This window comes from Xanthomarina sp. F1114, assembly GCF_026410255.1.
GTDB lineage: Bacteria > Bacteroidota > Bacteroidia > Flavobacteriales > Flavobacteriaceae > Xanthomarina.
This window is the reverse complement of the sequence record NZ_JAPMLL010000005.1, coordinates 157442-175879: the sequence shown is the minus strand read 5'-3', so window position 1 is coordinate 175879 and position 18438 is coordinate 157442. Positions and strand designations below refer to the sequence as shown.

The window sequence follows — 18438 nt, the reverse complement described above, 5'->3', positions numbered from 1 at the left end:
ATGGATTTAAAAAAAATCAAAGCTCCTGTTAATACAATTACATACAACAGAAATAAAATAGACGAGCCTACTGGTAACATTTACGAGGCTATTTCCATTATTGCTAGAAGAGCAGAACAAATTAATTCTGAAATTAAAAAAGAGTTAATTGAAAAACTTGAAGAATTTGCAACTTTTAACGATAGTTTAGAAGAAATCTTTGAAAACAAAGAGCAAATTGAAGTTTCTAAATTTTATGAAAAACTACCAAAACCTTACGCTTTAGCAGTGCAAGAATGGTTAGATAATAAAATTTATTACAGAAACACAGAAGACGATACTCAAGCATAAACAAGATGTCTATATTAAGCGGCAAAAATATCCTTTTAGGCATTAGTGCTGGAATTGCCGCTTATAAGGCTGCTTCATTAGTTCGGCTTTTTGTAAAAACAGGAGCTCATGTAAAAGTAGTTATTACACCATCTGCAAAAGACTTTGTTACTCCGTTAACACTTTCTACCTTGTCCAAGAACCCGGTTCACTCAACATTTGTTGACGATGTGGATAGTGATTTATGGAACAATCACGTAGAATTAGGTCTTTGGGCAGATTTTTTTATTATTGCTCCTGCCACAGCAAATACCTTGTCTAAAATGGCAAATGGCACTTGCGATAATTTGCTTTTAGCTACTTATTTATCGGCAAAATGCCCTGTGTATTTTGCGCCTGCTATGGATTTGGATATGTATAAACATCCAACTACAAAACAATCTTTTATAAAATTGGAAAGCTATGGGAATATAATTATTCCAGCTACAAGTGGCGAGTTGGCTAGCGGTTTATATGGAGAAGGTAGAATGGCAGAACCTGAAGATATTCTTTCGTTTATAGAAAAAGATATAGTTAAAAAGTTACCTCTTCATGGTAAAAAAGTTTTAATTACTGCCGGACCCACATACGAGGCTTTAGATCCTGTACGTTTTATAGGAAATCACTCTAGCGGGAAAATGGGCTTTGAAATAGCAAACGCTTCTGCTAATCTAGGAGCTGAGGTTGTTTTAATTTCTGGACCTACACATCTTAGCTTAAATCATAGTTTAGTAAAAATTTTTCCTGTTACTTCTGCAGAAGAGATGTATTTAGAAGCACATAAGCATTTCAATCAGGTAGATGTGGCTATTTTGGCAGCAGCAGTGGCCGACTACAGACCTAAATTAGTAGCCGATCAAAAAATAAAGAAAAACGATCCAAGTCTAACTATTGAATTAGAAAAAACAAAAGACATTCTAGCATCATTAGGAGCTATCAAGAAAAATCAAATTCTAGTAGGTTTTGCTTTGGAAACGGAAAACGAGCTAGAAAATGCAAAAGGAAAATTAAAAAGAAAGAATTTAAATTTAATTGTTTTAAATTCGTTACAAGATAAAGGAGCAGGTTTCAAAACTGAAACCAATAAAGTAACCATCATTGATGATAAAGATAAAATTACCGCTTATAAATTAAAATCTAAAGCAGAGGTAGCAAAAGATCTTTTAAACGAAATTATAAAAAAATTACATGAATAGGATTTTCATATTTTTATTGCTGTGTTCTAGTTTTTCAATCCAAGCACAAGAATTAAACTGTAAGGTAGTTATTAATGCAGACCAAACAGGAAACAGTAACTTACCTGTTTTTAAGACCTTAGAAAATCAAATTTTCGAGTTTGTAAATACCACTAAATGGACAGATAAGGAGTTCTCTTCGCAGGAGCGTATTGAAAGTTCTATGTTTATTAATATTACAGAACATTCGGGAGATGTTTTTAAGGCTACTATTCAAGTGCAATCTTCAAGACCTGTTTATGGATCGTCTTATACAACAACAGTTCATAACGTAAACGATAAAGACTTTACTTTTAGATATCTGGAATTTCAGAATATGGTTTTTAACCCTAATTCCTTCGAATCTAATTTAATTTCGGTCTTAGCTTTCCATGTCTATATGATTTTAGGAATAGATGCGGATACCTTCGAGTTAAACGGTGGAGATCCATATTTTAGACAAGCTCAAACCATAGTAAATTACTCTCAGGTAGAAAATACCAAAGGATGGAAATTAAGCGACGGTAACCAATCTAGATATATGTTAGTAGACAATATGCTATCTCAAACTTTTGAGGGCTACAGAAAAGTTATGTATCAATATCATAGAGAAGGTTTAGATTTAATGAGTGAAAACCAAAAGGAAGCTAAATCTAATATCGCTAATTCTTTAATAAGTTTGGAAGCCATGAATAGGGTACGGCCTAATTCGTTTCTTTTAAGAACATTTTTTGATGCCAAGGCAGACGAAATAACAGATATATTTAGTGCAGGACCTCAAGTAGAAATTACAAAGCTAATAGATGTTCTTAACAATATTGCTCCTATGTATTCTGGCCAATGGCGGGAAATAAAATTCTAAGCTTACTATTATACAAGTAAGAACTACAACAAGGCTTTTTCTTGAAATTAACTATCTTTAACCTAAATTCTAGAAATTCTTTTGATTACATCTTTATCCATAAAAAATTATGCTTTAATAGATAGCCTTCAGGTTAATTTTAACCAAGGTTTTTCTATTATTACGGGAGAAACCGGAGCAGGAAAATCTATCCTATTAGGAGGTTTATCTCTTATTTTAGGAAAAAGGGCCGATTTAAACAGTATAAAAGATACTTCAAAAAAATGTATTATTGAAGCTGTTTTCGATGTTACAAACTATAATTTAAAAAACTTTTTTCAGTCCAACGATCTTGATTACGAAACTCAAACTATTATAAGAAGAGAAATTTTACCTTCAGGTAAATCCAGAGCTTTTGTAAATGATTCTCCTGTAAACCTAAGTAGCTTGCAACTTTTAGGCGAAAAACTGATAGATATTCATTCTCAGCACGAAACACTTCAGTTGGTAGACGATTCTTTTCAGTTTGAAATTATCGATGCTTTAGCAAACAATAAAGAGTTGTTAGAGACTTATGCGCTCCAGCTAAAACAATATAAAGCACGTAATAAAGAGTTAGAAGCTTTGTTGAGTTCTAAAGCAGAAGCTCTTAAGGAATACGATTACAATTCGTTTTTATTAAAGGAATTAACCGAAGCAAACCTTATAGAAGATGAATTGGTTATGCTGGAGGAAGAATTTGAAACCTTAAGCAATGTAGAAGAGATAAAAGAATCTCTTTTACATGCATCTCAGGTTATGAACGAAGAGGAAATAGGTGTTTTATTCTTATTAAAACAATTAAAAACAAATTTCACAAAAATAAGTTCTTTCTCTAGTAAATATGAAAGTATTGCTGAAAGAATTGAAAGTAGTTTTATTGAATTAGATGATGTTTTTACGGAAATCGACAAACTTCAAGACCAGCTAGATGCAGATCCAGAACGTTTGGAGAAGGTAAATACTAAATTGTTATTATTGAATAATCTATTAAAAAAACACTTGGTATCTTCGGTTTCAGAATTAATAGAAATAAAAGATAATCTTGCTTTAAAAGTTTCAGATACAGAAAATTTAGACCAAAATATTCTGAAAAAGGAGGAAGAGTTAAAAACTGAAGAGAACCTTTTGAGTAAACATGCTAAGAAACTTCATGATAACCGACTAAAAGCTATTCCGAAGTTAACAAAGCAATTAGAACAAATTTTAAGCACATTAGGGATGCCAAATGCCAGGTTTGAAATTTCTTTAAACTCAAGTAATGTGTATTTAGCTAATGGAAAAGACGAATTGTCGTTTTTATTTACAGCCAATAAAGGCGGGCAGTTTAACGAGCTTAAAAAAGCAGCTTCTGGTGGGGAACTTTCTAGAATTATGCTGGCCATAAAATCTATTCTGTCTAAATACAAACAATTACCTACTATTATGTTTGATGAAATTGATTCTGGTGTTTCTGGCGAAATCACTAATAAAATGGGAATGATTATGTTAGATATGAGTCAATATATGCAAGTATTTGCTATTACTCATATTCCACAAATTGCAGCTAAAGGTCATACACATTTTAAAGTGTATAAAGAAGATGTGGACAATTTTACTATATCAAACTTGAAGGAGTTAAACTACGACGAACGTTTGGTAGAATTAGCGCAGATGCTTGGTGGAACAGAAGTTTCAAGTTCTGCCTTAGCTCATGCCAAGCAATTGCTTAATTAAAAAAATAATACTTAAGAATATAGGTGAAAGTTTTATTAACTTTGACTACTATAAAAACGTAACACTAAACAAAAATAACTAGCACTATGTCTAATAACTTATTGAAAGGAAAAAGAGGAATTATATTTGGAGCACTCGACGAAAACTCTATAGCTTGGAAAACAGCAGAACGTGTTCATGAAGAAGGAGGAACCTTTGTTTTAACAAATGCACCAGTAGCTTTAAGAATGGGGCAAATAAACGCATTAGCCGAGAAAACTGGTTCACAAATTATTCCTGCAGATGCCACTTCATTGGAAGACTTAGAAAAGTTAGTCGATGAGGCAGTAGAAATTTTAGGAGGTAAATTAGATTTCGTTTTACATTCTATTGGAATGTCTATTAACGTGAGAAAAGGAAACTCGTACACAGATCAAAATTACGATTGGACTCAAAAAGGAACAGATATTTCAGCTATGTCTTTTCATAAGGTGATGCAAACTTTATACAAAAAGGACGCCATGAATAAATGGGGAAGCATTATTGCCTTAACTTATATGGCATCTCAACGTGTATTTCCAGATTATAACGATATGGCAGATAATAAGGCTTATTTAGAAAGTGTTGCTAGAAGTTTTGGATATTTCTTTGGAAAAGAAAAAACAGTTCGTGTTAATACTATTTCGCAATCTCCAACTCCAACAACAGCTGGAAGTGGGGTAAAAGGATTTGATGGTTTTATTGCCTATGCTGATAAAATGTCGCCTCTAGGAAATGCAACTGCCTTAGATTGTGCTAATTATACGGTAGCTATGTTTAGCGATTTAACAAAAATGGTAACTTTACAAAACTTATACCACGATGGTGGTTTTAGTAATATGGGAGTAAGTAATGAAGTTATGGAAGCTTTTGTAAAAGGAACCGAATAAGCTCTTTGTTTTATAACATAAAACACGAGGTTGTCTAAAATTTATTTAGTCGACCTCGTGTTTTTTAAAGTAAATAATAAAATAAATTAATCCTTTAATTGTACTCCAAAGTAGTAGCCAGGAACAGTGTTAACCGATACTGGTGTAACCACGCCAGAGCTAGGAGTTAAATCGATTGCTGTTACTGTAGAGGTATTTAAAACGTGAGAGTTTAAACTATAGATATAATAGTATTCTGTAGTATAATCGAGTACAGTCGAAATTTTACTTCCATTAGAAACAAAGGTATTTGTTAAATCTGAAACTACAGTTTCTTGCCCTGTATCTTCATCGAGTTTTATAAGCTGTTTAGAAGTAGCATCTTCTCTAATTAAATAAAAGGTATCATGACATGGCGATGCTGGATTCGGGTTATTAACGTATTCTAATCCGCTTAAATTTGTTAGAGATAGTTGCTTTGGGTAATTAACAACGAGAGATCCAGAGCCAGAGGTATCAATTTTATAAAACTTATGGCTAGCAATAATATATAAGAAATCGCCATTAGAGGTCATATTAGAGCATCCTGCTGTAGGTAAAAGCTGTATGGGATTAAATGTGGTAATAGGCGTCATGGTCATCACATCATATTCTTTTAACTCGTAATTAACCACCATAAAGAAACGGTCATCTATAAATCTCATAGCATTTATATGGGGAATGGAGAACTCCAAAGGAGCAGTAGTTGTTGCAGAAGATACATCATATACAAGAACTCTGTCTCCCGAAGAAACTACATAACGGTTAGCACCTTGAATAGCAACTTTAGAATAGGCAGAAGATTGTGTCATTTTTAAACTTGTACCAAAAGTTGCAGGAAGCAAGACATCGGTTCTTTTGTATCCCGCAGGAGAAGTCCCAAAATCTTCATTAAAATCCCAGGTATTACATTCAAAATTTCCAATGTTTTGAGTTTCAATATATAAATGATTAAACGTATTTGGAACCACGACTGGTGTAATAGGGTCTGAAGAAGAATCACAGCTATTTAGTACAGTAATGATAAAGCTTAGTAGTAAAATTTTAGTTTTCATAATTGTATTATTTAAGTTTTCTGTCTTTATATCCAAATAACCCTATTTTTGTTACCTCTTATTATAATAACTTCAGGGTATTAATGGATTAATTATGTATAGGTTTACTTAGTAAAGAGTTAGCTCTTACTTCCTTAGTAATAATAGTTTTTTGTTCTATTAATTGTGGCAGAACTTACTATTATGCTAAATAATTAGCTACGACTTGGTAATAAAATTAAAATTTAAAACAAACAGGCCTAATAATAAGTCTTTGATTCTGTTTTTTACATCTAAAACTTCCAACAACATGTATTTTAACTGTATAAAACGTATTTTATCGATTTTACCACATTAACACTTCCTTAACTAATTATTATCAATATTTTTAGAGCTTAATCAATAAATCAATTATTTAATATGAAAAAAATTACGATTTTATTAATTGCTATGCTTGCCTTTTGTTGGCAAGGTTATGCGCAGTTTTCGGAAAATTTTGAAGGAGGTGTACCTGGTGCATTTACTGAAGTTCAAGATGCTGAAGCTATTTCTTGGGCTGCTTGTGGGGCTGGATTAGGTGGCCAAACTTGTCCGATTAATGGATCAACTTCTGCAACTTTTTATAGAGGTAGTTACACAGCTTCAACAACTTCATTGGTGACTCCTTCTATGGATTTATCTGCTGGAGGTTTTATACTGACGTTTGTTCACTCCCAATTAGCATGGGGTTCAGACCAAAATACATTGTTGGTAGAGATTTCAACAGATGGTGGAGGTTCATGGTCTACCATTGAGCATTTTACTACGAGTATAAGTAGTCCTACTGATGAATCTTACCTATTAGATGCTTACACTACAACCGCAACAACTCAAATAAGGTTTTCTGGTACGAGTGTTTGGGGGTATGCAGTTGTATTAGACGATGTGGTTGTATCACCAGCTCCAACATGTGTTCCAGCAGTTGTGGATAGCTCAACAGTTGTTGATGATTGTGGAAATAGTCAATTTAGCGTTGACGTAGTAGTTTCTACAGTTGGCGATGGTACAAATGTTACAGATGGTTTAGGAGGATCTTTTCCTATTGTAGCAGGAACAGTAACAGCTGGCCCATACACTATTGGAGATACGGTAACATTATCTGTTGAACACTCAGATGCAGCCTGTGACTTCTCTTTAGGAGATTTTGAATCAGGTTGTACACTACCTGGAGCAGTATGTGAAAATGCGATGGTCTTAACACCTGGCACGCCACAAGCAGGTGCTACAACCACTGGTGAGGGAAGTTTTTCAGATAGTAATACAGCACCAAATGTTAACCCTTGTAGTGCTAGTTATAATGACCTTGAATACTGGTTTGAGTACACAGCGGTTGAAACGGGTGAAACTCTAGATCTAACCGTTACAGATTTTACGAATTCTTATTATGGTGTTTTTGTTTTAGATAACTGTCCAGATTCAGCACCAAATTGTATCGCTTCTTATACAAACGGAAGTTCTAGTGCAGATATTATGTTATCTACTCCTGCTTTAACAGCAGGAACTACTTATTATATTGTTATAACAGATTGGATTCAAGGGACAACTTCATTTATTATGAATAGTGTTGTAAATGCAGCGCCAACATGTCTTGAAGCTACTAATTTATCTGTTACCGTTCTTTCAGGAGATGTTTCTGCAACTGTTTCTTGGGATGCTGAGGCTAATGCAACTTCTGGTTACAATTGGGCAGTAATGAATGTTGGTGAAGATCCAGATGTAGATACTCCTGTTTCTATGGGGGCTACAACAGCTGGAGTTACAACAGATACAGCTACTGGTTTAACAGCTGGAAATAGTTACGATTTTTATGTGCAATCAAATTGCGATACCGATGGATTGAGTACATGGGCTGGGCCAGTTAACTTTACGGCTATAGCGCCTCCAGCTAACGATACTCCAAATGGAGCAATTGTTTTGACTTTAGATGAAGGTACTGCTTGTGGTGCAAATACCATAGTTGGAATCTCTAATGAAGCTACGAATGATTCTGGAGAAGTTGCTCCAAGTTGTTCTAGCCAATGGAATCCTTCTCCCGGAAATGGTGATTTATGGTATCAAATCACTGCTCCTGCATCCGATTTAGCTTTGAATGTATCCAATATATCAGTGTTAACTTCTGTTTCTGGTGTGCTTTACTCTGGAACGCCAGGCTCTTTAACCGAAGTTGGAACTTGTGGAAACTCTTGGCCAAAAACATATACAGGTCTTACGGTAAGTGATACTTATTACTTGAGAGTTTGGGATTATAGTAATGACCAAATAGGAACATTTGATTTATGTGGATATTATTTAAGTTGTACCCCAGCCACTATGAACTTCAGTGTGGATAATATTTGTGGTAATCCAGGAGGAGATTTTAATGTCCTTGTGGATGTTACAGATATGGGAACATCAGCATCATTAAGTATTGTGGATGATCAAGGGAACCCTGCACAGATTGCAAACAATATAACAATGTTAACTTTTGGACCTTATGCCAATGGAACAGATGTTGTTATTACAGCGACTCCAGACGATAACGCTAACTGCGCTGTTACAAGTCCAAATCAAACTCAAACTGCTTGTCCTCCAGCAAACGATGAATGTTCAGGAGCTGAAGCACTAACCGTTAATGCTGATTATTCTTGTGCGGTAGTTACTTCTGGTACCGTTGCAGGTGCTACAGATTCTGGTCAAGATGATGGAACTTGCTACGGAACTCCAAATAATGATGTTTGGTATAGTTTTACAGCTACAGCTACATCACATCGCGTATCATTAACAAATAAAGCTGGAAGCCCTACAGATATGTATATGGTTTTTTATGATGCTACACCAGGATGTGGTTCTTTAGGAACACCAATTTTATGTAGTGATCCTGATACGGCAAATTTAACTGGCTTAACTATTGGTACTACGTATTTAGTACAAGTTTATACATATTCTGGTTCTAGTGGAGCTACAACAACTTTCGATATTTGTGTAGGAACACCACCACCACCACCAGCTAACCAAACTTGCGCTACCGCAACAGCTTTACAATGTGGAGATTCTGTTTCTGGTTATAGCACAAGTTCTGCCGGTACACCAGAAGATAGTGGTTGTTCTATGGCCGATTATGGTGTTTGGTATTCCTTTACAGGCTATGGCGGTGATATGGATATTGAAGTTTCTGCAGATTTCGACCATAAGTTAGCTATTGCTAGTGGCACTTGTGGAACACTTACTAATGTGGCTTGTATTGATTCCTCAACAGGTACTGAAACATATACTATTGCTAATTCGGTTGATGGAGAGACATACTACGTGTATATCGCGCACTACAGTAGTTCGAGTTCAACAACAGGAACACACACCATTAGTCTTAATTGCCCAACGATTGGCATTCAAGATTATAGCGCAGATAACTTGTTTAGCTATTTCCCGAACCCTGTTAAAAATACATTAAAATTAATAGGACAAAAGGAAATTCAAAACGTTGCTATATACAACATGTTAGGTCAAGAAGTACTACGTACGGCTCCTAATACTGTTAATAGCGATGTAGATATGTCTAATTTAAAATCAGGTGCTTATTTTGTAAAAGTAACAGTTGATAATAATACAGAAACTATTCGCATAATTAAGAACTAATAAGCGAATTAGAAATTAAACTATTTGAAAACCCAGACTTTAAGTCTGGGTTTTTGCTTTAACAGTGTTTTCGGAATTCAATTTCAACTAATTATTAAAATCCTTTTCCAAGCATTCATCGTTTTAGTTGTCTACGGCATAAAAATGTACCTAAGAAACTCTTTACAAAATAAATACGTATAATGTTAATAGTTAATGATTTTATAACCAATCTAGTTTCCATAATTACGGATAAACACCCAAAAAGGTTAAAAATCAAATAATATGTTTAAAATAATAGATTTAAATAGGTATTTAAGCGCATAAAAACTCCTTTAGTCGATTAGTTTAGGTAAACAAGGTTTTAATTGTTATAAATCAATATTTTTAATAGAATTAACTAAAATCAAATTTATTATGAAAAAAATTACTTTGTTATTTGCATTTCTTTTTGCAATAACTCAAGCGAACTTTTCGCAAGTACAGGTTGGTGTTAGTACCAATACAACAAATAATCTGCCAGTTTATAGTTGCTATGGCTATTCTTATAGTCAACAAATATTTTTGGCTTCAGAAATTAATGCTTCTGGAGATATTACATCTATCTCTTTTTATTTGGATGATATTACAGCTACATCTACCTCTGAAAGTACAGCATGGACTATTTATATGGGGCATTCGTCTAAATCGGAATATGCAAGTACCACAGATTGGGAAGACTTGACCAATATGACGCAAGCTTATTCAGGAACGGTCTCTTTTCCAGCTGTCGGAAATTGGCTTAATTTAACACTAGACACACCTTTTACTTATAATGGGACTGATAATTTAATTGTTGGTGTTCATGAAAACGAACCTGGATATAACTGTTCCATTTATTGGCAGTCTACAGATACGAGTTCCAATATGACTTTAGTTGCTTATAGTGATAGTTCAGATCCTGATCCAACCTCTCCAACAGAGGGGAGTTTTAGAGGTTATAGATCTAATATTGTTTTCGGTGGTATTACACAAGCTTGTCCGTTTCCAACAGATTTAGCAGCAACAGCAATTACAACATCTCAGGCAGAATTATCTTGGACAGAAAATGGAAGTGCCTCATTGTATAATGTTGAAATAGTACCGGCTGGTACACCTCCATCAGGTGTAGCAACAGACTCAGGAGTAGGTAATCCATATATAAAAACAGGACTTGCTAGTGGTACTGATTTTGAATACTACGTCCAAGCAGATTGTGGTGGGGGAGAATTGAGTAGTTGGAATGGTCCTATTGCTTTTACAACTCTATGTGAAAACGTTACTGCTTATCCTTATTTAGAGTCTTTTGAAGGGATTACCTCTGGACAACCAGCATGCTGGTCTGTTCAAGGAACAACAACAATTGAAAGCTACCATTTTACTAGCTATGAGACTGGTTTTTCAGGAAGAGGCATGAGATTTAACTCTTATTTTAATAGTAGTGGATTGACGTCAGAATTAATTACACCTACTTTTGATGCTTCTGCGTTACCTTCTTTGCAATTAAAGTTTTATTATAAAAACCCAACGGGAGGTAATTTTGAAGTTCTAGTATCATCCGATGGAGGAGCAACTTATACTTCTATTGCCAATGGCTTAACGGATCAAGCTGAATGGACTCCAGTATCCTATGATATTTCATCTAATATTTCAAACAATGTGTTGGTTAAATTTGTAGGTACAAGTAATTACGGTGGTGGAGATGCTTATATTTATTTAGATGAAGTTCAAGTTAGAGAGGTTCCTTCTTGTGTTGAGCCTTCTAATTTAGTAGTTTCTAATATTACTCCAAACTCTGCAGACTTTGGCTGGACTCCTGGTGGAAGTGAAACTACCTGGGATATAGAATTAGTAGATATAACAGCAGGAGGATCGGTTACAGGAAACGCAACATCAACAGATGTGGCAAACCCATATACTCAAACTGGTTTAACAGCAGCTAATGATTATCAGTTTTATGTGAGATCAAATTGTGGAGGTGGAGAACTAAGTACTTGGTCAGGACCTTACAATTTTGCTACTTCATGTGATCTTGTAACAGAATTCTCAGAAAATTTTGATGGAGTAACTTCTCCCGAGCTACCAAACTGTTGGGAGAAAGTAGGTACTACTGGTTCAGTAAATACTCAAACTACATCGGCAAATACTGCACCTAATACATTATACTTGTACAGTAATTCAGCTACAAATATGGCAGTTGTTGCTATGCAACCAGTGTCTAATTTAGGAGATGGTTCACATTGGCTAAGATTTAATTTGAGAGGTAATTTTTCTTCAAATGGAGTAGTAGAATTTGGATATTTAGTGAATCCTATAGATGCAGATTCTTTTGTAGCCATTGAATCAATAACAGCTTCATCTTTAACATATACTGAACATACAGTAGTTCCTCCTGCAGGAACATATTCCAATTACCCAGCTTTTAGACACACGGGCTCTCCAGCAAATAGTCTTTTAATTGATGATGTAGTCTGGGAAGCTACTCCTACATGTTTAGCTCCATCCGCATTATCAGTTTCAAACGTAACAACAAATTCTGCTGATTTAAATTGGAACCCTGGAGGCAGTGAAACTTTATGGGATATCGAGTTTATAGATATAACAGCTGGAGAAACAGCAACAGGAAATCCAACTGTTACGGACGTTTCAAACCCTTACTCACAAAGCGGTTTAGTAGCTGCGAATAATTATGCGTTTTATGTAAGAGCTAATTGTGGTAGTGGAGATTATTCTTCTTGGACAGGCCCTTTCAATTTTATAACTACATGCGATGCTGTAAACGTTCCTTATACTGTGGATTTTCAAGAATCGACAGCAACACCAGATTGTACTTCTATTATTAATGAAGGAGCTGGTTCTACTCAATGGGAAGTAGTTTCTGTTACAAGCTATGGATTTACTCCAAACCATTTAAGATATAAGTGGGATACATCGAACGCTGCTAACTCTTGGTTTTTTACTCGAGGGGTTAATTTAACTGGAGGAGAAACTTATACCATAACTTACGATTATGGAGGTACTGGTACTACTTTTCCAGAGGCTTTAAAGGTAGCTTATGGTACAGATAGAGATTCTGCATCAATGACAAACATTATTGCAGATTATCCAAGCGTTGTTAACAGTGCACCTATGAGCGAGTCTCAAAACTTTACACCAGCAACAACAGGAGTATACTATATTGGTTTTCAGGCATATTCAGATGCTAATCAATTTTATTTACACCTAGATAATATTTCTATTGATGAAGCATTGAGTATTGAAGAATCAGAATTGTTAAGTTTTAAATACTACCCGAACCCAGTAGACAATATTTTAAACTTAAGAAGTGTTCAGACCATTCAAAGTGTAGAAGTGTTTAACTTATTAGGTCAAGAAGTGCTACGTACGGCTTCTAATTCAGCGAATATGGATGTCGATATGTCAAATCTTCAATCTGGTACTTATTTTGTTAAAGTAACTATTGAAAATGCCACTAAAACAATAAAAGTCATAAAAAAATAAAGTTTAGCTAAGTCTAATTTTATTTTAAAAAGCCACTCATTCGAGTGGCTTTTATTTATTGGTTTAGCTACATTTGTTATATGCAATTACAGTTTTCATTTATAATTCCCGTTTATAATCGTCCAGACGAAATACAAGAGCTGTTAGATAGTTTTACAAAATTAGATACAACTTTAGATTTTGAGGTAGTAATTATTGAAGATGGCTCATCTATTACATCTGAAAAAATAGTTGAATCCTATAATCAAAAGTTGAATATAGCATATTTCAAAAAAAGTAATTCGGGCCCGGGAGACTCAAGAAACTTTGGTATGAAACAAGCAAAAGGCAACTATTATATTATTTTAGATAGCGATTGTATTTTGCCACCACACTATTTAGAGGAAGTTGAAAAAAGCTTAAATTCAAATTTTGTGCATTGTTTTGGAGGTCCAGATGCCTCGCATGATTCTTTTTCAGACATCCAAAAAGCTATAAATTTCTCAATGACGTCAATGATTACAACAGGAGGAATAAGAGGAAATAAAAAAAGTGTGAATACCTTTCAGCCTAGAAGTTTTAATATGGGACTTTCTATAGAGGCTTTTAATAAATCTAAAGGTTTTGGGGAAATTCATCCAGGCGAAGATCCAGATTTGTCCATTAGATTATGGAATCTTGGGTATAAAACAAAGCTAATTCCAGAAGCATATGTGTATCATAAACGCCGTATTTCTTGGTCTAAATTCTATAAACAAGTAAATAAATTTGGATTGGTTAGACCTATTTTAAATAAATGGCACCCCGAAACAAAGAAAATAACTTATTGGTTTCCATCAGGATTTGTTTTAGGTTTTATTGTAGCCACGTTTTTAGCTGTTTTTACTGCTATTAAAATTCCGTTGATATTATATGCTCTGTATTTTCTGGTGGCTTTTATAATGGCCTTATATAGTACTAAGAGTTTAAAAATAGCCTTGTTGTCACTTTATGCAATTGTTATTCAATTTTTTGGTTATGGTTTTGGGTTTTTAAAGTCAACAATTTTAATAAATTTTATAAATAAGACACCAGATAATATATTTCCAGACTTATTCTTTAAAACAACATGCTAGAAAAAATTAGAACTAAAATATTAGCCTCAGTAAAAAATAAAAAAATAAATGTGTTTATTTTATTTGTTTTGTTCTCTTTTATTGTGCTTTTGCTTTTAAAACTATCCAACACCTTTACTAATACCATCACTTTTAACATAAAAAAAACAGGTATTCCGGAAAAGCATTTGGTATTAAATAATAATTCACAAAAACTTCATATTACCTTAAAGAGTCAAGGCTTTAATCTTCTTAAATATTATTTTAAAAAACCAGAAATTAATATAGACTTCGGGAAACATATTACCAAAAATAAAGAGTTTTATGTTTGGAATAAACACCAAGGATTTTCCGACTTAAACGAACAGTTTTCTAAAAGTGAAGAAATTGTAAGTATTACACCAGATACACTCAGGTTTAGATACGACGTAAATACAGTTAAAAAAGTTCCTGTTAAATTAAAAGGGGATTTTCACTTTAATAAAGGATTCGATTTGCTAGATTCCATAAAAATAGTGCCGGACTCAATAAAAATAATTGGTCCAGATATTTTGGTTTCTGAAATAACTACGATTGAGACAGATTCTATTCAGATAAAAGATATAAAGTCTAATATTGATCAGGTAGTTAATTTGAAACTACCTAAAAATGAAAATGGAAATCTAAGCTTCTCTCTTTCTAAGGTCGCTATCCACGGAACAGTCGAAAAATTTACCGAAGGGCATTTAAAAGTTCCAGTCTCAGTTATAAACATCCCAAAAAACCTTACAATTAAGTACTTTCCTAAAAAAGTTTATGTAACTTATTACACAAGTTTGTCTAATTATAACAATGTTCAAGCCACCGATTTTGAAATTGTTTGCGATTATAATAAACTGGAAGATGGATCTGATTTTTTAATTCCGGAATTATCTCAGAAACCTAAGAATGTAAAGCATATTAAATTGTCTCAAGAACATATAGAATTTATAATTATAGAATGAAAATAATTGGTTTAACAGGAGGAGTAGGAAGTGGAAAAACAACAGTTGCCAAGCAATTCAATGCTTTAGGAATTCCGATATATATTGCAGATAACGAAGCCAAACAGCTTATGAATACTTCAGAAGTTATTAGAAAAAAACTTATCGATCTATTTGGAGATAACGCTTATAAAGACAATACTTTAAATAGACCTTTTCTTGCAGATATAATTTTTAATAGTGAAGAGAGTTTAAAAAAAATGAATGCCATTGTTCATCCAGAGGTAGCATTACATTTTAAAACGTGGGTTAGCAAACAAAATGCACCTTATGTTTTAAAAGAATCTGCCATTCTTTTTGAAAATGGTGCATATACCAGTTGCGATTATATTATAACGGTAACCGCTCCTTTAGACTTAAGAATGGAGCGTTTATTAAAGAGAGATGATACTACTGTAGAAAAAATTCAAGCCATTATAAACAACCAATGGAGTGATGAAGCCAAAATAGAGAAATCTCATTTTGTAATTGTGAATAAAGATTTGAAAGAAACCCAACAACAAGTGCAACTTACTCACGATAAAATCGTTAACTTAATAGCATAAAATTCAAATTTTAACATTTTTGTTAATGTAAGGTTAAATGCTAAGTAAAGTAAATGTTAAAATGTTAATTTTGGACGATGAGCAAAAAGTTATTCGTTATACTGATACTATTAATGAGTTTATCGTTAGTAGGTATTATTTTCGTTCAAGCTTATTATATTAACAACTCTCTTAAAAACGAGGAAGACCAATTTACGTTTAATGTAAAAAAGGCTCTGAGTTTTACTTCTAAAAAAATAGAAGATACAGAGTTTAAAGATTATGTGTTAAAATTCCAAGATCTTTTAGACCAAGGTGTTAAACCTGATACCATGGCATTTCGACAATTATATTTAAAAGAAGAAGGAAGAGGCTCCAACGAAAAATTAATTTATAGAAACAGTATTTTAGAAGAGAATTATAAATTGTCTTCATCGATCTTTGACATAGGCTTAGATAGTATTAATATAAAAAAGGTACTGAGCGATAGAGAAACGAAAATTTTAAAGGGAAATGCATTAGAATCTAATTCTAATTTGAATTTAGATGCCATGATGTTCGAATTTGGTAAACTCTCAAAAGGTGTCGAAATATTTTACGACACAGCATACGAGGATTTATCTTACCGAGTTCCTATTCATAAACGTGTAAGCAGAGCTGAAATAAATAGACTTTTAAAATTGAAATTATTAGAAGATAATATCGATATAGATTTTCAATTTGCTATTTATAGTAACGATTTAGCAACTAAAATTCAATCGGACGATTTTGAATTATTAACGGAATCTACTTTTAGTGTTCCAATTTTTCAAAATAAAAACGATATAAGTAATTATAGATTACTAGTTAATTTTCCAAAGAGAAATACGTTTGTACAGTCGTCTATTATTAGAATGACTTTGCTTTCAATAATTTTCACCTCTATTATCATTATTGCTTATGCAAGTGCCTTGATGCAATTAATAAAGCAACGTAAAATTTCGGAAATAAAAACGGATTTTATTAATAACATGACGCACGAGTTTAAAACTCCTATTGCTACAATAAATTTAGCTTTAGATGCTATTAGAAATCCTAAAATTATTGATGATAAAGAAAAGGTGCTGCGTTATCTGGGAATGATAAAAGATGAAAATAAGCGCATGCACGCGCAAGTAGAAAATGTATTAAGAATATCTAAACTTGAAAAAAACGAACTAAATATTAGTAAGGAACGTGTTATAATGCACGACTTAATAGAAGATGCGCTAACACATGTAGAGTTAATTGTAGAAGATAAAAACGGTGAAATTCATGTAGATCTGGCTGCAACAAATTCTATGGTATTAGCAAACGAAACACATTTTACAAATGTTATTGTAAATATTCTGGATAACGCTATAAAGTATACCCCAGAATCCAGAGCACCAATAATTCATGTTTCTACTGAAAATGTAGGAACTAATATAATTATTAAAATAAAAGATCAAGGCAGTGGAATGGGGAAAGCTGCGCAAAAACGTGTTTTCGAAAAATTTTATAGAGAACACACGGGGGACAGGCATGATGTAAAAGGTCATGGATTAGGTTTAGCCTATGTTAAACGAATTGTAGAAGACCATCAAGGTCATATATCAGTTGAAAGTGAAAAGGACAAGGGAAGTTTGTTTATTATTAAACTTCCATTAATATCGTAAAAGCTATGAATGAACAACAAAAGAAAATACTATTAGTTGAAGATGATCCAAATTTTGGAACCATCCTTAAAGATTATTTAACCATGAACGATTATGAAGTAACCCATGCCAAAAATGGAATGGAAGGCTTTGAAAAGTTCAAGAAAGACGACTTCGATTTATGTATCTTAGACGTCATGATGCCTTATAAAGATGGATTTACTTTAGCTAAAGAAATTAGAGAGAAAAATACAGATGTACCTATTGTATTCCTGACAGCTAAAGCCATGAAAGAAGACGTTTTAAAAGGGTATAAAGTAGGTGCAGACGATTATTTAAACAAACCGTTTGATAGTGAGGTTTTATTAATGAAAATAAAAGCCATTATGCAGCGTAAAGCCACAGAAACAGTAGCAGACAGCAAGCAGTTTGAGTTTAAAATAGGAAAGTTTGACCTAAACTCGAAATTGCGTTTCTTAGTTTTTGATGGAGGAGAACAAGTTAAATTATCTCCTAAAGAAAATGAATTGCTGCGTTTGTTAGCCTTACATGAAAACGATTTAATGCCAAGAGAATTGGCCTTAACTAAAATTTGGAGAGACGATAATTACTTTACATCAAGAAGTATGGACGTGTATATTGCTAAATTGAGAAAGTACTTAAAATTAGACGAAAATGTTGAAATTTTAAATATTCACGGAGAAGGGTTTAGATTGGTAGTTAACCAAAATGCATAGTCGCCAAAATAGAATTATAGAAAGAAAGACTGTCTAAGAAGGCAGTCTTTTTTTTGCCAATTTCTAAAATAATAAGTATTCTAATACCAATAAAATTTTTGTAGTTCGATTTTTATTAGACAGCTTGTTTTCTATATTTATAAAAATTTAAAAAATCAAT

Annotated in this window: 13 protein-coding genes; 12 read left to right on the top strand and 1 reads right to left on the bottom strand. The window is 33.2% G+C overall.

Annotation, left to right across the window (positions count from 1 at the left end):
• The 5 genes from OS188_RS05650 (at position 1) to OS188_RS05630 (ending at position 5066) form a co-directional block, all read left to right on the top strand.
• Positions 1-330 carry a DNA-directed RNA polymerase subunit omega gene (locus tag OS188_RS05650; protein WP_267147856.1) on the top strand — a complete coding sequence of 110 codons (330 nt, stop codon included), beginning with the start codon at positions 1-3 and terminating at the stop codon, positions 328-330.
• A 5-nt stretch (positions 331-335) separates the two neighbouring features.
• Entirely contained in the window at positions 336-1544 is a 1209-nt protein-coding gene (gene coaBC / locus OS188_RS05645) for a bifunctional phosphopantothenoylcysteine decarboxylase/phosphopantothenate--cysteine ligase CoaBC (protein ID WP_267147855.1), read from the top strand.
• Complete coding sequence (gene porD, locus OS188_RS05640; RefSeq protein WP_267147854.1) at positions 1537-2424, top strand: type IX secretion system protein PorD; 888 nt, start codon at positions 1537-1539, stop codon at positions 2422-2424. The genes coaBC and porD overlap by 8 nt, the downstream gene beginning before the upstream one ends.
• A gap of 81 nt (positions 2425-2505) precedes the next feature.
• The gene (gene recN / locus OS188_RS05635) at positions 2506-4158 is read left to right on the top strand and encodes a DNA repair protein RecN (RefSeq protein ID WP_267147853.1); all 1653 of its coding nucleotides are present in this window, start codon (positions 2506-2508) and stop codon (positions 4156-4158) included.
• Positions 4159-4244: 86 nt separating this feature from the next.
• A complete protein-coding gene (locus OS188_RS05630) occupies positions 4245-5066 on the top strand; it encodes an enoyl-ACP reductase FabI (protein WP_267147852.1) in 822 nt (273 codons plus the stop codon).
• An 86-nt stretch (positions 5067-5152) separates the two neighbouring features.
• Here the strand turns inward: OS188_RS05630 and OS188_RS05625 are convergent, their stop codons facing one another.
• Positions 5153-6139, bottom strand: a complete 987-nt coding sequence (locus OS188_RS05625; RefSeq protein WP_267147851.1) for a hypothetical protein — start codon at positions 6137-6139, stop codon at positions 5153-5155.
• Positions 6140-6538: 399 nt separating this feature from the next.
• Here OS188_RS05625 and OS188_RS05620 point away from each other — a divergent pair, with 399 nt between their 5' ends.
• From OS188_RS05620 to OS188_RS05590, 7 genes are all read left to right on the top strand, one after another.
• Positions 6539-9769, top strand: a complete 3231-nt coding sequence (locus OS188_RS05620; protein WP_267147850.1) for a T9SS type A sorting domain-containing protein — start codon at positions 6539-6541, stop codon at positions 9767-9769.
• 396 nt (positions 9770-10165) lie between these two features.
• Positions 10166-13267, top strand: coding sequence for a fibronectin type III domain-containing protein (locus OS188_RS05615; protein ID WP_267147849.1), 3102 nt, complete (start codon positions 10166-10168; stop codon positions 13265-13267).
• A gap of 80 nt (positions 13268-13347) precedes the next feature.
• Positions 13348-14361, top strand: coding sequence for a glycosyltransferase family 2 protein (locus tag OS188_RS05610; RefSeq protein ID WP_267147848.1), 1014 nt, complete (start codon positions 13348-13350; stop codon positions 14359-14361).
• Positions 14355-15323, top strand: coding sequence for a YbbR-like domain-containing protein (locus tag OS188_RS05605; RefSeq protein ID WP_267147847.1), 969 nt, complete (start codon positions 14355-14357; stop codon positions 15321-15323). Before OS188_RS05610 ends, OS188_RS05605 begins: the two co-directional genes overlap by 7 nt.
• Positions 15320-15907 (top strand): dephospho-CoA kinase, encoded by a 588-nt coding sequence (coaE, locus tag OS188_RS05600; RefSeq protein ID WP_267147846.1) that lies wholly within the window; start codon positions 15320-15322, stop codon positions 15905-15907. Before OS188_RS05605 ends, coaE begins: the two co-directional genes overlap by 4 nt.
• Before the next feature lie 113 nt (positions 15908-16020).
• Complete coding sequence (locus OS188_RS05595) at positions 16021-17562, top strand: sensor histidine kinase (RefSeq protein WP_267147845.1); 1542 nt, start codon at positions 16021-16023, stop codon at positions 17560-17562.
• 5 nt (positions 17563-17567) lie between these two features.
• Complete coding sequence (locus OS188_RS05590; protein WP_267147844.1) at positions 17568-18278, top strand: response regulator transcription factor; 711 nt, start codon at positions 17568-17570, stop codon at positions 18276-18278.
• The last annotated feature ends 160 nt before the right edge of the window (positions 18279-18438 follow it).

Excerpts from the sequence above, each read along its gene's own strand:
- OS188_RS05650 (WP_267147856.1), top strand. The coding sequence starts at position 1 with ATGGATTTAAAAAAAATCAAAGCTCCTGTTAATACAATTACATACAAC.
- coaBC (WP_267147855.1), top strand. The coding sequence starts at position 336 with ATGTCTATATTAAGCGGCAAAAATATCCTTTTAGGCATTAGTGCTGGA.
- porD (WP_267147854.1), top strand. The coding sequence starts at position 1,537 with ATGAATAGGATTTTCATATTTTTATTGCTGTGTTCTAGTTTTTCAATC.
- OS188_RS05630 (WP_267147852.1), top strand. The coding sequence starts at position 4,245 with ATGTCTAATAACTTATTGAAAGGAAAAAGAGGAATTATATTTGGAGCA.
- OS188_RS05625 (WP_267147851.1), bottom strand. The coding sequence starts at position 6,139 with ATGAAAACTAAAATTTTACTACTAAGCTTTATCATTACTGTACTAAAT.
- OS188_RS05620 (WP_267147850.1), top strand. The coding sequence starts at position 6,539 with ATGAAAAAAATTACGATTTTATTAATTGCTATGCTTGCCTTTTGTTGG.
- OS188_RS05615 (WP_267147849.1), top strand. The coding sequence starts at position 10,166 with ATGAAAAAAATTACTTTGTTATTTGCATTTCTTTTTGCAATAACTCAA.
- OS188_RS05610 (WP_267147848.1), top strand. The coding sequence starts at position 13,348 with ATGCAATTACAGTTTTCATTTATAATTCCCGTTTATAATCGTCCAGAC.
- OS188_RS05605 (WP_267147847.1), top strand. The coding sequence starts at position 14,355 with ATGCTAGAAAAAATTAGAACTAAAATATTAGCCTCAGTAAAAAATAAA.
- coaE (WP_267147846.1), top strand. The coding sequence starts at position 15,320 with ATGAAAATAATTGGTTTAACAGGAGGAGTAGGAAGTGGAAAAACAACA.
- OS188_RS05595 (WP_267147845.1), top strand. The coding sequence starts at position 16,021 with ATGAGTTTATCGTTAGTAGGTATTATTTTCGTTCAAGCTTATTATATT.
- OS188_RS05590 (WP_267147844.1), top strand. The coding sequence starts at position 17,568 with ATGAATGAACAACAAAAGAAAATACTATTAGTTGAAGATGATCCAAAT.